The sequence below is a fragment of the Micromonospora sp. CA-246542 genome (assembly GCF_050942905.1).
Lineage (GTDB): Bacteria > Actinomycetota > Actinomycetes > Mycobacteriales > Micromonosporaceae > Micromonospora.
Map to the genome: position 1 here is coordinate 6,613,272 of NZ_CP192040.1, position 14,004 is coordinate 6,627,275.

The 14,004-nt window shown below is 69.5% G+C and carries 11 protein-coding genes, 1 tRNA gene and 1 pseudogene; 4 read left to right on the top strand and 9 right to left on the bottom strand.

Translation table 11 applies throughout. The features are described from left to right. Positions 1-34: 34 nt before the first annotated feature. Together ACQP0N_RS30805 and ACQP0N_RS30810 are read right to left on the bottom strand one after the other, a co-directional pair. A complete protein-coding gene (locus ACQP0N_RS30805; RefSeq protein WP_433115994.1) occupies positions 35-802 on the bottom strand; it encodes an enoyl-CoA hydratase/isomerase family protein in 768 nt (255 codons plus the stop codon). A gap of 112 nt (positions 803-914) precedes the next feature. After that, positions 915-3,302 (bottom strand): M4 family metallopeptidase, encoded by a 2,388-nt coding sequence (locus ACQP0N_RS30810; RefSeq protein ID WP_433115996.1) that lies wholly within the window; start codon positions 3,300-3,302, stop codon positions 915-917. Positions 3,303-3,470: 168 nt separating this feature from the next. On the opposite strand from ACQP0N_RS30810, the gene ACQP0N_RS30815 reads away from it, so the two are divergent. Then, the gene (locus tag ACQP0N_RS30815) at positions 3,471-4,046 is read left to right on the top strand and encodes a hypothetical protein (protein ID WP_433115998.1); all 576 of its coding nucleotides are present in this window, start codon (positions 3,471-3,473) and stop codon (positions 4,044-4,046) included. A 7-nt stretch (positions 4,047-4,053) separates the two neighbouring features. On the opposite strand, the gene ACQP0N_RS30820 is transcribed toward ACQP0N_RS30815, so the two are convergent. The 5 genes from ACQP0N_RS30820 to ACQP0N_RS30840 all read right to left on the bottom strand — a co-directional run bounded on the left by ACQP0N_RS30820 (position 4,054) and on the right by ACQP0N_RS30840 (position 8,426). Further along, positions 4,054-4,704, bottom strand: a complete 651-nt coding sequence (locus tag ACQP0N_RS30820; protein WP_433116000.1) for a histidine phosphatase family protein — start codon at positions 4,702-4,704, stop codon at positions 4,054-4,056. A 70-nt stretch (positions 4,705-4,774) separates the two neighbouring features. Continuing rightward, on the bottom strand, positions 4,775-5,194 hold the full coding sequence (locus ACQP0N_RS30825; protein ID WP_355050955.1) for a VOC family protein: 420 nt from the start codon (positions 5,192-5,194) through the stop codon (positions 4,775-4,777). 34 nt (positions 5,195-5,228) lie between these two features. Then, positions 5,229-5,630, bottom strand: coding sequence for a helix-turn-helix domain-containing protein (locus ACQP0N_RS30830; protein WP_396800074.1), 402 nt, complete (start codon positions 5,628-5,630; stop codon positions 5,229-5,231). Between the two features lie 903 nt (positions 5,631-6,533). Then, positions 6,534-7,595, bottom strand: a complete 1,062-nt coding sequence (locus ACQP0N_RS30835; RefSeq protein ID WP_433116002.1) for a hypothetical protein — start codon at positions 7,593-7,595, stop codon at positions 6,534-6,536. Between the two features lie 754 nt (positions 7,596-8,349). Next, positions 8,350-8,426 (bottom strand) — tRNA-Thr (locus tag ACQP0N_RS30840). Between the two features lie 340 nt (positions 8,427-8,766). Between ACQP0N_RS30840 and ACQP0N_RS30845 the strand changes: the two genes are divergently transcribed. After that, positions 8,767-9,858, top strand: a complete 1,092-nt coding sequence (locus ACQP0N_RS30845; protein ID WP_355050957.1) for an ABC transporter ATP-binding protein — start codon at positions 8,767-8,769, stop codon at positions 9,856-9,858. A 170-nt stretch (positions 9,859-10,028) separates the two neighbouring features. Then, on the top strand, positions 10,029-10,604 hold the full coding sequence (locus ACQP0N_RS30850) for a hypothetical protein (protein WP_433116004.1): 576 nt from the start codon (positions 10,029-10,031) through the stop codon (positions 10,602-10,604). Positions 10,605-10,654: 50 nt separating this feature from the next. Here ACQP0N_RS30850 and rlmB read toward each other — a convergent pair whose 3' ends face one another. After that, positions 10,655-11,785: a 23S rRNA (guanosine(2251)-2'-O)-methyltransferase RlmB gene (gene rlmB, locus ACQP0N_RS30855; protein ID WP_433116006.1), complete on the bottom strand. Its 1,131-nt coding sequence runs from the start codon at positions 11,783-11,785 to the stop codon at positions 10,655-10,657. Next, positions 11,785-13,200, bottom strand: coding sequence for a cysteine--tRNA ligase (cysS, locus tag ACQP0N_RS30860; protein ID WP_433116008.1), 1,416 nt, complete (start codon positions 13,198-13,200; stop codon positions 11,785-11,787). Before cysS ends, rlmB begins: the two co-directional genes overlap by 1 nt. 54 nt (positions 13,201-13,254) lie before the next feature. On the opposite strand from cysS, the pseudogene ACQP0N_RS30865 reads away from it, so the two are divergent. Next, positions 13,255-13,919, top strand: a pseudogene (locus tag ACQP0N_RS30865) (IclR family transcriptional regulator). The last annotated feature ends 85 nt before the right edge of the window (positions 13,920-14,004 follow it).

Below are 14,004 nucleotides of genomic sequence, written 5' to 3' on the forward strand. Positions count from 1 at the left end.
CTTCCTGGAACCCGAGTGGATCAAGCCACGAGCCTCAGCGGTCGGTCGGTGCTCGCCAGGCGAAGCGGGGCGTACGGCGTTCGGCCATGGCCGCCACGCCCTCGCGGGCCTCGCCACTGTCCGCGACCTTCCGGTGCCACCAGGCGATCCGGGCCGGCCCGGCGCGGTCGTCGACGATCTCCTTGGCGGCGGTGACGCTCAGCGGCGACCGTTGCGCGATCGTCGCGGTGAGGTCGTCCACCCGCTCGGCGAGGCGGTCGCCCGGCAGCACCTCGTCGACCAGGCCGATCCGCAGAGCCCGCTCGGCGTCGATCAACTCGGCGGTGAAGAGCAGGTGCTTCGCCGCCGACGGGCCGACCAGCCGGGCCAGCCGGCGCGTCGTCGGCGCCGGGTAGACCAGCCCGAGCCGGGCCGGAGGTACGCCGAACCGGGCGTCGTCCGAGGCGATCCGCAGGTCACAGGCGACCGCGAGCTGCGCGCCGCCACCGACGCAGGCGCCCCGGATCGCCGCGATCGTCGGCTTGGCGAAGCTTGCCAGCCGCTCCTCGGCGGCGACCGCGATGCTGGTGTCGCCGGCGTCCAGCAGCTCAGCCAGATCGCCCAGGTCGGCGCCCGCGCAGAAGGCGTCGCCCGCGCCGGTGAGCACCAGAGCCCGCACCTCGGGGTCGGGTTCCAGCCGGTCGAGCAGTTCGGGGAGCTGCCGCCACATGGCCGCCGTCATCGCGTTCCGGCGAGCCGGGTTGTGGATCACGACGGTTGCCACCGGTCCGGCCACCGCGACAGTCAACTCCGCGTCCGACACGCAAACCCCTCTTCCCACGCCACCCGAGCCGACCCAAGACTGCCAGAACGGCCCGGACGCGAACCCGGCGACCACCGTTGCGGTGGCCGCCGGGTCCGGGGTGTCGGTCAGGTCAGGAGACGTTGACCGCCGTGTCGTCGACCACGAAGGACGTCTGGAGCGAGGAGTCCTCGGTGCCGGTGAACTTCAGGGTGACGGTCTGGCCGGCGTACCCGGCCAGGGAGAAGGACTTCTGGCTGTAGCCGGAGGCCTTGTTCAGGTTGGAGTAGGTCGCCAGCGTGGCCAGCACCGTCCCGCCCGAGTTGAGCACCTGCACGTTGAGCTTGTCGTACGCCGTGCTGCTGGTGGTCTCGGCCGAGTCGATGTGCAGCCAGAAGCTCAGCGTGTACGACGAGCAACCCGTCGGGAGGGCCACCGACTGGGCGAGCGTGTCGGTGTGGGTGCTGCCGTACCCGTCCAGCCAGGCCTTGTACGACCCACCGTGGGCCGCCTGGCCGCTGGAGCTGGTGATCACCCCGGAGCTGGCCGTCCAGCCGGTCGAACCGGACTCGAAGCCCGGGTTGGCCAGCTTCTGGCCCGGCGAGGTGCAGCCGCCGCCGGAGCCGTTCACGGTCAGCGTGTAGGTGGCGCTGCGGGTGACCGACCCCGCCCCGTTCACGGTGACCGAGTAGGTGCCCGGCGAGGTGCCGGACGAGGTGCTGATGGTGAGGGTGGACGAGCCGCCCGAGGTCACCGACGCGGGGCTGAACGCGGCACTCGCGCCGCTGGGCAGGCCGGACGCGGAGAACGTGACGGTCTGCGCCGAACCGCTCGTGGTGGCGGTCGACACGGTGGTGGAGACCGCACTGCCCGGGTTCACCGAGCCGGCGGTCGGCGACAGCGACACGGAGAAGTCGTTGCCGGTGGAGCAGGTCGCGTCGTTGCCGGCGACGTTGACCGCCGTCCAGGCGGCCTGCACGGCCTTGTACTCGGTCGAGCAGCTGCCGTACAGGTCGGTGGCCGCCCGCAGGCTGTAGGCGCGGGCCGTGTTCGCCGGGTTGCTGGTGTTGACGTACGACGTGTTGGAAGTGAAGTAGACGTCCAGGGCCCGGTACCAGATCTTCTCCGCCTTGGTACGACCGATGCCGGTCACCGCCGGGGCGGAGCCGCAGACCGGCGAGGTGCCGTACGAGGTGGAGCCGGTGCCCTCGGCGAGGTTGAAGTAGAAGTGGTTGCCGACGCCGGAGGAGTAGTGCACGTCCTTGTTCTTCGTGCTGGTGGACCAGCAGGAGTCGGACGAGCCGTCCAGCGACGGGTTGTACATGTAGCGCAGCGGCGTGTTGTTGCCGTTGATGTTGATCTTCTCACCGACCTGGTAGTCACCCGGGTCGCTCGGCGCGGCGGCGTAGAACTCCACCATGTTGCCGAAGATGTCGCTGGTGGACTCGTTGAGGCCACCGGACTCACCGGAGTAGACCAGGCCGGCCAGCGCCTCGGTGACGCCGTGGCTCATCTCGTGCCCGGCCACGTCCAGCGCGACCAGCGGGCGGGAGTTGCTTGAGCCGTCGCCGTAGGTCATCTGGGCGCCGTCCCAGAAGGCGTTCACGTAGTTGTTGCCGTAGTGGACCCGGCTCGGCACACCACTGCCGTTGCCGAAGATGCCGTTGCGGCCGTGGACGTTCTTGAAGTAGTCGAACGTCTTGGCGGCGCCGAAGTGCGCGTCCACGCCGGCCGACTGCCGGTTCGAGTTGGCGCCGGTGCCCCACGCGTTGTCGGCGTCGGTGAACGTGGTGCAGGACGACGTGCCGTTGTTCATGTCGCAGGTACGGCCGTTACCGCGCACCGGGTCGATCATCTGGTACGTGCTGCCGGAGAGCGTCGTGTCGATGCTGACCGTGCCGGTGTAGATGCCCTGGCCGCTGCCGGTGACCGATTCGATCTCGTCGTACGACCCCACGGTCGCGCCGGAGGTCGCGTCGGTGATGACGTGCAGCCGCGACGGCGTCTGCCCGTCCGGCTGCCAGCCACTGACCACCGTCTCCCAGGCCAGTCGGCCCTTGCCCGAGCTGGCGTCGACGAACAGTTCCGGTGCGCCCACGGTCTCGGCCTTGCCGGTGAACCCGGCGCGGGCCGTCTTCTTCGCCGCGTCGGCGCTGACCTTGGCCGTGGTGAGGAGGGTCAGCGGTGCGGCGAGTCCGACCGAACTGCCGGCGTAGGTGCCGTTCGGCGCGGTGTGGATGACGAAGTCACCGCCGTACACCCGCAGCCCCTGGTAGGTGCGGGTGTAGCGGGTGTGCGCCGCGCCGGAGGCGTCCACCCGGGTGCTCTGCACCTGGTAGGACTCGGCGCTGGAACCCTGGACCGCGCCGGGGTTCGTTTGCAGGACGGTCGCCGCTCGGGCCGCGGCGGAGGCGTCCGGCGCGGGAGCGGGAGGTGCGGCAGCGTGCGCCGCGGTGGCGACGCAGGTCAACAGGCCGCTGGTGAGCAGCGCTGCGCTGACGGCCGCGAGGGGTCGTTTCACGTGCCCTCCTGGAAGGAGAATGGGTGTGACGGGGGTAGTCACGCATGTAGATATAGCTATGTGTTGAAGAAAAGAGAAGCCTTGGACCGCTCCCAGACATTGAGATTGGCCGAACGGATGAGGGCCTTGACAAGGGAACCAACGCGGGCATCGGCGCGTCCGACGGACATGAGACCCGCCTCCACGACCGGCGTCACGATCGCGCTCCTGGCCGCCCTGCTGGCCGGCTGCACCGGCACCGACCGGGCCGCCGACCCCACCGACCTGCCCCCGGTGACCGGCGCGACCGCAGGCCCGGACCTCACGAACATCCCCGCGCCGAGCGGCCTCGCCCCGAGCAGTGCCGTCCCGAACGACCCCGTCCCGAACGGCCCCGTCCCGGGCGGGCCGAAAGCGGACGACCGGGCTCGGGTCGCGCTGTTCCGCTCCGGTGGTTTCGCCGGGCGCGGCGACAACATCACCGTCGAGCCGGACGGACGGTGGACCGTGGTGGACCGGGCCGGCGGCCGTCGTACCGGCAAGCTCGGCACCGCCGACCTGGGCCGGCTGCGCGGACTGGCCGCCGACCCACGGCTGAGCGCCGAGGCCCGTCGCACGGCCACCACGTCGAGCTGCGCCGACGCGTTCAGCTACCGCCTCACCGTCGGGACCGTCGAGACCGGGTACGTCGACTGCCCCGCCGATCCCGCGCCGCCGCCCGTCACCCGGGACCTTGTCGAGCTGCTGCTGAAGGTCACCGCCTGACGGCGAGTCACACGAGGTAGTCCGGGGGAAGTCCGGTGCCGCGCAGCTCCAACGGCAGGTGCGCCACGTCGTTGACGGCGATCAGGTTCGGTGGCCCGGCCGGGCCGTACCGGATGACGGTCAACCCGGCGTTGTGGTGGTTCAAGCCCAGCCACCGCCGCTCCGGCGCGTCGAGGGCGTGCCGGACCAGCCAGGCGATCAGGAAGGTGTGCGTCACCACCAGCTCGCGGACCGGCTCCCCCACGGCCGCCGCCTCGTCGACCTCCGCCGGCCCCGTGAAGCGCCGCACGGCCTCCGCCGTCACGCGCGGCCCGTCGGCCCGCTCGGTCGCCGAGAATCCGGCCAGGAACTCGGCGTACGCCGACGGCAGGCCGGTCGGGTCCGTGTCGTGCGGGAGGTGGTCACCGGCCAACTCGGTGGCGTACACCGGAACCCCGGGCAGTGCGGCGGCGACCACCTCGGCGGTCTGCGCGGCGCGGCGCAGCGGCCCGTGGTGAACGGCGGCGAACGACCGGCCCCGCAGGCGCTCGGCGAGCAGCGCCACCTGCCGCCGGCCGCGCTCGGACAGGCCGGTGTCCGGTTCGGTCGAGCCCGTGTCGGCGTGCCCGGTGAGGTCCTGCTCGCCGTGTCGGGTCAGGTACAGCAGCCGCGTTCGCATGCCGTACACCCCAACACACCGGAGGGCGCGGTGCTGGCCCGCGCCCTCCGGTTTCTTGATCTTGCGGCTGCTACGCCCGGGGGAACATCTGGCCGATACGGATCTTGTTGCCGAACGGGTCCCGGATGCCGAAGTCGATCCCGTACGGGCGCTCGGTCGGCTCGTCGGTGATCTCGACGCCCTTCGCCACCAGGTCCTCGTGGGTCTTGTGGGCGTCGTCGGTGGTCATGAAGAGGTACCCGCCCAGGGCACCCTTGGTGAGCAGCTCCCGCACCTGCTCGGCCGTCGCCGGGTCCAGCGCCGGCGGGCCGGGCTTCTCCAGCAGGATCTCGCGCTCCGGGTCACCGGGCAGGTTGACCGTCAGCCAACGCATGAAGCCGAGATCCTGATCGGTGTTGACCTCCATGCCGAGCTTGTTCACGTAGAAATCGAGCGCCTCGTCCTGGTCGAGGACGTAGATCTGGGAGCGGCTGATCGCGTTCATCGTCATGCCACGACCGTAGAGGGTGGCCCTGACCTGCTGCTTATCCAAAACTGCTGGGACGCGTCCACGCCTTCGTGAAGCAGGACGGCACGTTGCCGGCGGCCGCGCGGCGACGCCGGAACTCCGAGGGCGGCTCACCGACGATCTGCCGGAACGTCCGACTGAACGTGCCCAGGCTGCCGAAGCCGACCGCGTAGCAGATGTCCGTCACGTCCCGGTTCGTCTCCACCAGCAGCGTCATGGCCCGCTCCACCCGGCGGCGTTGCAGGTAGCGGTGCGGCGTCTCACCGAAGGTCGCCCGGAACGTCCGGATGAAGTGCGCCTCGGAGACGTGCGCGATCCGCGCCAGCGCCGGGATGTCCAGCGGTTCGGCGTAGGACCGGTCCATCGCGTCGCGGGCGCGCAGCATCGCCCGGTTGGACTCCTCCACGGCCCGACTCACCGGGGGCCTCCCGGCGGCGAGAGCTGCGCCGTTGCCGTCGTACGCGTTGACCAGGCCCGCCACCGTACGCCGGTGAGCGTGACTCTCGGCCTCACGCGCGGCACGCTCTTGTTCGGCACGACGCTGTACCTGCGCGCACAAAGCGGCGACGATCGACCCGGCGGCACCGGACTGCCACCGCGTATCGGATCACGTCCTGGAGTTCCTGTAGCACGGACCGAGACCGCACCACGAGCCGAACCTTGGTTTTGGTTGACTCCAAAAAGCGATCCTCCAAGCACCACCGCAACGAGAGTCGCGACGGCGGTAGAAGCAGTGGCCGTAACATCCACACCCGCCTCGCCCCTAATTGGTCCAGCCGCTACGCAGTTCAAAGCTTTCTTTGCTCATGCGGCCACCCTTACGTCCAGGGATCTTTCTTTAGCTATGGAAAGGACGGCAGAGGCAACTGCCACACGCAACTGACGCAACTCCCTAGCAGACAGAGGACTCTTGGCGCGAGGGTCCGCCCAAGGCGGGTCATTGGGTCTCGGATCGGCCAAGTGCCTAGGAATTAGGTGTGCATGCACGTGGGGATCCCTATTGCCCAGGATTGCGAAGTTGACGCGGGACGCGTCGGTCGCGCGACGGAGGGCGATCATGCACAGCTTGGCGTCACGCATAAAGACACTTGCAAGGCCGTCGGGCACCTCCTCCAGCGACTCGAAATGCTCATTCAGCGCCAATATGCAGCGGCCAGGGAACCTGCTGTCGTCGTAGATGCCCAGCGAAGTGCGCCCCAGATCAAGAACCGGGACCCACAATGCGAATTCGCAAGTGGAGCACGGCTCATCAACGAGCGATGCGGACTTTCCCATCGAAGCAATCTCCGAACTTTCTATTTTCAGCACTTGTTCCCTCCCCTCAAAATACTAGATACTTCTCAGTAAAAGGTCGAATAGCCGAAGAGAAGAAGACGTCTTGCAGCGATCGCTGCATCGCCTTCCCTGCCAGACGAGCATCCCGATAACTAACCAAGGCCAATGTATCGTTACGTCGTGCAGCTTCTGCCACTTGCGCACGCCAGTCGTGGGAGGCAAGCATTTCGATGAAGCGTTCCGCGGTGTCTAGGCAATTCCTGAGCCCTTCGACCGCCGCCAGATCCCCCTCGATCATCGGCATCAAGCTCAGGAGCCGGGCAAGCGGCGGCTTGGCGAATTCATCGAACAGGAAGTCCTCCACATTATCGTGCTGGACGTCCCGGCAAAGGAACAGTGGAACGACAGAGCTTGCAAATACCAGCTTGCGGGTGATTATGAGCTTCAAGTACCTCAATGAATACATGCTCGCTCCGCCCACTTTCGCTTGATAATCCACAGCCAAAGTGCGCCAGTACCGCAAAATGTCGTTCAGGAGGAAGCGCGGCACCGAATCAGCGCCGACGACCCGATCCGCAAGATACCGGTTCAAAGTAAGCCTGATCAGCTTGTCATGCAAGTCTGGCCTAAAAAGCGACACCGACTCTTCGAGCAACAGCATTCGGCGGGTGTGGTTGTGGTTGTCGTCTTGCTGCAGGCCTATGTGACTGACCAGGGAGGGGATGGCGATAACTCGCCCGAACATCCCGGTTGCGCCCGGCCCTCTTAAGGCTCTCGCCCCGACCGCCCGTTCGACGGAGCCTAGCAGTTCGCGCAGCGGGTCAGCCGCCAGAAGCATCTTCTCCGCTACCTCAGGCGGGGTGCTGATGTCATAGGTAGCAACAAGGTAATCGAAGTCGGACTCTGCGGTTAGCTCCCGTCGCGCAAGAGAGCCGAAGGCAATCATATCTATCGAGTTCGTCCCATCGGGGAACTGTTCCCGGAGATACGTTCGAGCTTGGGCGATGGCCCGTTCACTTCTTTGCTCAGCTGCCAGCAGTTGGGGGTATTTCGAGGGCTCAAATCCTGCGCCGACCAGGGCATCGAGCAAAGAATGCTTCGCCACCATGCCTCCTAGTCTCGGCCACTAGCAGAGGGCGCCAGTGTCGCATGAAGGAGGAGCGCACGTAACCAACTGCTGGCCACGGGTCGAAGCTGGTCGGCCTATCGCAACAACCCACGGACCGCAACGCGCGGACGGAGCCCCGCGGCCCTCCGGGCTTCCCGCGTACCGTGCCAGCCGCCGGGTGTGCTGCCTGGCCGGAGCGGAGCGGCAGCGGAGTGAAGGCCTCGCGCCCTTGGCGGCGGCGCGTGCGGCCCGTTGCGGGCCGCCTTGAAGACGTACAGGAAGTTTGAACCACCTGGCCGGCAGCCGGCAGTCGGGTCGGCCGGGCCACCGGACCCGGGGGCGTCCGGCGACGAGCCCTCGCCGGCCGCCAGCCCGCCGCACGATGAAGACGGACGTCCCGCCGCATGTCGCCCAGGTCCTCGCCTGGCATGCAGACGTGAAGATCAAGCAAAGGTATACGACCAAGTCGATCTCGACGCGATGCATCAGGCGCTCGGCAAGCTGGACGGACGCTCTCTTGATTTGATGACCGAGAGTCTGCGCCCCATGGTGAAATACCACGCGGCCTACCAGCAGCGCGACCGACGTCGTGCGGTTGGCCGTGGGCCGGGGGACCGGCGCCCCCCAAGGTGTGTGATAGCTACGCTTGGCGGACTTGACTCACCACCTCGGTCGCGGACACCTTGAGGGAACCCGGTTGCTGTCAACCGGCTCGACGCCGGCGGAGCCGGTCGGGGAAGGCCCGGTGTGGATATGGAGCCCCCGGCCGGGATCGAACCGGCGACATCTCGCTTACAAGGCGAGTGCTCTGGCCAGCTGAGCTACAGGGGCGCGTGTGTCGACGCCAGCATAGCGACTGACGTCCGGATATCCCGCTCGCGAGTGCTCCCGAGCACGGGAAACGTCAACAACCCGACGCCCGACGCCGCACCGCGCCGTCGATTGATGCCTTGCCGTGCCCGACTGCCCGTAATGCGTAGGCATTGGGTCACTTCCGAGGGTCCCTCGCCTTGGCAGCGCGGGCAAAGCCAATTACGGTGCAGTGACACGGACGACGACCCGGCCGCCCCCGCGACCGACTGCCGTCCGCTGACCGGCACGGGCTCGCGCCGGTCGCTCCTTCACTCGGATCGTCCGGCACGTTCCTGCCGGTGAAAGGAAGCGCACCACCATGGCTACGGTCACCTATTCCAAGGCGTCCCGGATCTACCCGGGCACCGAGCGTCCCGCCGTCAACGAGCTGAACCTCGAGATCGGCGACGGCGAGTTCCTCGTTCTCGTCGGCCCGTCGGGTTGCGGCAAGTCCACCAGCCTGCGGATGCTCGCCGGGCTGGAGGACGTCGACGCCGGCTCGATCTACATCGACCAGCGCGACGTCACCCACCTTCCCCCGAAGGCCCGCGACATCGCGATGGTCTTCCAGAACTACGCCCTCTACCCGCACATGACGGTGTACGAGAACATGGCGTTCGCCCTGAAGCTGCGCAAGACCTCCAAGTCGGAGATCGACCGGCGGGTCAAGGAGGCGGCCGGGCTGCTCCAGCTCGAGGAGTACCTCAGCCGTAAGCCGAAGGCGCTCTCCGGTGGTCAGCGTCAGCGTGTGGCCATGGGCCGGGCGATCGTCCGCGAGCCGCAGGTCTTCCTCATGGACGAGCCGCTGTCGAACCTCGACGCCAAGCTGCGTGTGCAGACCCGTACGCAGATCGCGTCGCTCCAGGCCAAGCTGGGCGTCACCACCGTCTACGTGACGCACGACCAGGTCGAGGCCATGACCATGGGTCACCGGGTGGCCGTGCTGCTCGACGGTGTGCTCCAGCAGGTGGACACCCCGCGGGCGCTGTACGACACCCCGGCGAACGTGTTCGTCGCCGGTTTCATGGGCTCTCCCGCCATGAACATCAAGACCGTCCCGCTGCACGAGCAGGGCGCCGAGTTCGCCGAGCTGCGTATCCCGCTGACCCGCGAGCAGGTCGAGGCGGCCCGCGCCGAGGGTGGCGACGGCAAGGTCACCGTCGGCTTCCGTCCGGAGGACTGCGACCTGGTCAGCCCGACCGAGGGCGGTATGCCGGTCGTCGTCGAGCTGGTCGAGGACCTCGGCTCGGACGCGAACGTCTACGGCCACGCCGCCCTGGGTGGCAACTCGGAGCGCTTCGTCGTCCGTACCGACCGCCGCAGCATGCCGAACATGGGCGACACCGTGTTCGTCAAGCCGCGCGCCGGCCGCAGCCACGTCTTCCACGCCGCCACGGGCAGCCGGATCTGACGTAACGCCGTACCCGACAGGGGCGGTCCGCTGCGGCGGGCCGCCCCTTTCGTCGTACCCGGGAGGGGTCGTCATCCCCGGGAGCCAGCGCGAGCGTGGCTCCCCGGGGTGACGCGGCGGGGTGTGCCGTGTCCCTAGCGTTCGCGGCACACCGAGCCCGAGGAGACGCCGTGTCCGCCACCGCCACCGCCACCGCTCACCGGAACCAGATCATCCGCCGCGCCGGCCGCAGCCTCGCCTACTGCGCGACGCTGGTGCCGGTCGCCCTGTTCACGCTGGCTACCACCCCGGTGGGCGGGGCCGACGCCGCCGTCGCGCGGTGGCGGGGCCTGCGGACCGGCCTGCTCGGCGCACCGCCGACGGCCGTGCCCGGCCGGCGAGCCGGCACGCTCGCGGTGCTCGGGCACGCGCTGCTCAGCCTGCTGCTCGGCCTGGTGGCGCTGCTGCCGATCGGCGTCGAGGTGTTGATGGTGCTGCGCGGCGTCCTGTACGGGGTGGTCGATCCCGGCCCGTACGACCACTCCTGGGGCGGGCCGAGCAGGGCCGGCGCGTGGCTGGCGCACTTCCTCGTCGGCCTGCCACTGGCGGCCGGCGGGCTGGCCGCGCTGATCGGCATCGCCGCCGTGCACCAACGACTGACCCGACGCCTCGACGGGGAGCGGGGTCCGGCCTGGCTGCTGCCGAGCACGCTGTTGATCGCGGTGGCCGGTGCGGTCTTCTTCGTCGCCTGGCTCCACCAGATCTGACGGCGAGGCCCCCTACCGCTTTCGGGCGGTAGGGGGCCTCGCCGACGTCGTTACAGCTCGACCGAGCGGCGGCGGGCGACCTCGGCCAGGGTGACCGCGGCGGCCACGCTGGCGTTGAGCGACTCCACCTCGGAGATCATCGGGATGCTGACGGTCAGGTCGCAGGTCTCCCCGACCAGCCGGGACAACCCGCGCCCCTCGGAACCGACGACCACCACCAGCGGGCCGACGGCGGCCTCCAGGTCGTACAGGTCGGTGTCGCCGTCGGCGTCCAGGCCGACCACCATGAAGCCGGCGTCCCGGCACGCCTTCAGCGACCGGGTCAGGTTGGTGACCTGGGCCACCGGCACCCGCGCGGCCGCGCCGGCACTGGTCCGCCAGGCGGTCGCGGTGATCCCGGCGGCACGACGCTCGGGTACGAAGACACCCTGCGCGCCGAACGCGGCGGCCGACCGGATCACGGCACCCAGGTTGCGCGGGTCGGTGACCCCGTCCAGCGCGACCAGCAGCGGGGCCTGCTGCTCCAGCGACGCGGCGACCAGGTCCTCGAAGGGCTGGTACGCGAACGGCGGCACCTGCAAGCCAACGCCCTGGTGCAGCACCCCACCGGTCATCCGGTCCAGTTCGGCCCGGCTGATCTCCAGGTTGGCGATGCCCCGGTCGGCGGCGGTCCGGATGATCTCCTTGGTCCGCTCGTCCACGTCGATGCCCTGGGCCGTGTAGAGCGCCGTCGCCGGCACCTGGGCGCGCAGCGCCTCCAGCACCGGGTTGCGCCCGACCAACAGCTCCGGGGAGTCCTTCGACGGGTTGGACTTGCGCCCCGGGGAGACCCGGGGACCGGACCGCGAGGTGGGCTTGCCACCCCGACCGCCGGTCGCGCCACGACCGACCGGTACGCCCCGACCGCCACCCTTGCCCCAGGTGGTGTCCTTGCTGCCCGGCTGACCGATCTTCGGGGCACGCCCCTCCTCGGCCGCCACCCGGCGCTCCTTGTCCTGCTTCCAGGCGGTGCGCTGCGGCAGCTTCTCGGTGCCCGAGTAGCCCTTGTGCCACGGCCGCTCGTCAGCGGGCAGGGTGCGACCCCGCCCGGCGAGGGAGTCCTTGTTCTTGCCGCCGGAGCCCTTGGGGGCACCCGCCTTCGACGTCAGTCGCCGGCCACGGCGCTGCGAGTTGCCGGCCATCAGTCCTGCTCTCCAATAGTCCAACGGGGGCCCTGGGGGGTGTCCTCGACCACCACGCCGGCCAGCTTGAGCTGGTCACGTACCGCGTCGGCGGCAGCCCAGTCCTTGCGGCCCCGGGCCTGCGCGCGCTGCTCCAGGGCCAGCGCGATCAGGGAGTCCACCACGGCGCGCAGATCATCGGATCGGCCGCCACCGGTCCAGGCCGGGTCGAGGGGGTCGATCCCGAGGATATCCAGCATTGCCCGTACCACGGCCAGGGTGGTGCGGACAGTCACATCGTCCCCCGCGCTCAGCGCGGTGTTGCCGTCCCGGAGGTGCTGTTGCAGCACGGCCAGCGCGGCGGACGTGTTGAGGTCGTCGTCCATCGCCGCCACGAAACCGGCCGGCAGGTCGCCCAACTGCCCGGCACCGACCCGCTCGGTCGCCCGCTGGACGAAACCCTCGATCCGGCGGTACGCGGTGGCCGCCTCGCGCAGCGAGTCCTCCGAGTAGTCGATCACCGAGCGGTAGTGCGCGGCGGCGTAGTAGTAACGCAGCTCCACCGGCCGCACGCCGAGCGAGTCGACGTACGCCAGGCCCAGGGCGTTACCCGCCGACTTGCCCATCTTGGCCCCGCCGATGTTGAGCAGGCCGTGGTGCACCCAGTAACGGGCGAACGGCAGCCCGGCCGCCTGGGACTGGGCGATCTCGTTCTCGTGGTGCGGGAACGTCAGGTCCAGACCACCGCCGTGGATGTCGAACTCCGGGCCCAGGTAGCGCCAGCACATCGCCGAGCACTCGATGTGCCAGCCCGGGCGGCCCAGCCCCCACGGGGACGGCCAGTACGCGTCCGCCGGCTCGTCCGGCTTGGCACCCTTCCAGAGGGCGAAGTCGCGCGGATCCCGCTTGCCCCGGTCCGGCGCGTCGCCGGCCGACTGCATCGCGTCCGGCGACTGACCCGACAGCGACCCGTACGCCGGCCAGGACGCCACATCGAAGTAGACGTCGCCGGAGCCGTCGGTGGCCGGGTACGCGTGCCCGTCCGTGATCAGCTTGGTGATCAGCTCGTGCATCTCCGGGATGTGCCCGGTGGCGCGCGGCTCGTAGGTGGGCGACAGCACGTTCAACGCCCGGTACGACTCGGCGAGGATCAACTCGTTGGCGTACGCGATCGACCAGAACGGCCGACCCTGCTCACCCGCCTTGACGAGGATCTTGTCGTCGATGTCGGTCACGTTGCGGATGAACGTGACCTCGTAGCCGGCGGCCAGCAACCAGCGGCGCAGCACGTCGTAGTTGACGCCGGAGCGAAGGTGGCCGATGTGCGGCGGCGCCTGGAGGGTGAGACCACACAGGTAGACCCCCACCTTGCCGGCTTCCCGCGGGACGAAGTCCCGCACCGATCGGGTGGCGGTGTCATACAGGCGTAGCGTCACCGTACAAGGGTAGCCGTCCGTGCCTGTCCGGGTCCGCCGGTGCCGGGTCGTACGCTGCGTGCTGTGGATGCGACGGCAGGGTCCAACCGGACCGGGGAGACGTCCCAGACGCTCGACCGGGGTCTACGGCTTCTGCACCTGGTCGCCGATACGCCGACCGGGCTGACGGTCAGCGAGGCGGCGAACCGACTCGGCGTCGGCCGGGCGGCCGTCTACCGGCTGGTCGGCCCGCTGACCGCGCACGGCATGCTGCGCCGGGGCAGCGATGGCCGACTCCGGATCGGCGCGGGCGTGCTGCACCTGGCCCGACGCGCCCAGCCGCTGCTCGCCGAGGGAGCGTTGCCGGCGCTGCGCCGACTCGCCGAACAGGCCGGCGCGACCGCCCACCTGACCGTGGTGGACGGCGGTGAGGGCGTCGCCCTGGCGGTGGTCGAGCCGAGTTGGACGTCGTTCCACGTCGCGTACCGGACGGGAGCGCGACACCCCTGGACCGGGGCGCGGCGGGTCGGGCCATCCTGGCCGGCCGGAGCGGCACGGCCGACCCGGTGAGCAGCAGCGGGGAGTTGGAGTCCGGGGCGTACGGGGTGGCCGCGCCGGTGCTCGGCGTACCGGGCCTGGAGGCCAGCGTCGGCGTGGTCGCGCTCGCCCCGTTGGACGTCGCCCTGGTCGGCCCTCAGGTGCAGGCCGCCGCGACGGCGGTGGCAGCCATTCTCTGCTGACCCCTCGGGTTCGCCGATGTGGCGCCATCAGAGGCCCTTCGATAGCACCACTACCCCGGCCTGGTGATGATCTCGCCGTATAGCA

Excerpts from the sequence above, each read along its gene's own strand:
- ACQP0N_RS30845 (WP_355050957.1), top strand. The coding sequence starts at position 8,767 with ATGGCTACGGTCACCTATTCCAAGGCGTCCCGGATCTACCCGGGCACC.
- ACQP0N_RS30815 (WP_433115998.1), top strand. The coding sequence starts at position 3,471 with ATGAGACCCGCCTCCACGACCGGCGTCACGATCGCGCTCCTGGCCGCC.
- rlmB (WP_433116006.1), bottom strand. The coding sequence starts at position 11,785 with ATGGCCGGCAACTCGCAGCGCCGTGGCCGGCGACTGACGTCGAAGGCG.
- ACQP0N_RS30820 (WP_433116000.1), bottom strand. The coding sequence starts at position 4,704 with ATGCGAACGCGGCTGCTGTACCTGACCCGACACGGCGAGCAGGACCTC.
- ACQP0N_RS30835 (WP_433116002.1), bottom strand. The coding sequence starts at position 7,595 with ATGGTGGCGAAGCATTCTTTGCTCGATGCCCTGGTCGGCGCAGGATTT.
- ACQP0N_RS30825 (WP_355050955.1), bottom strand. The coding sequence starts at position 5,194 with ATGACGATGAACGCGATCAGCCGCTCCCAGATCTACGTCCTCGACCAG.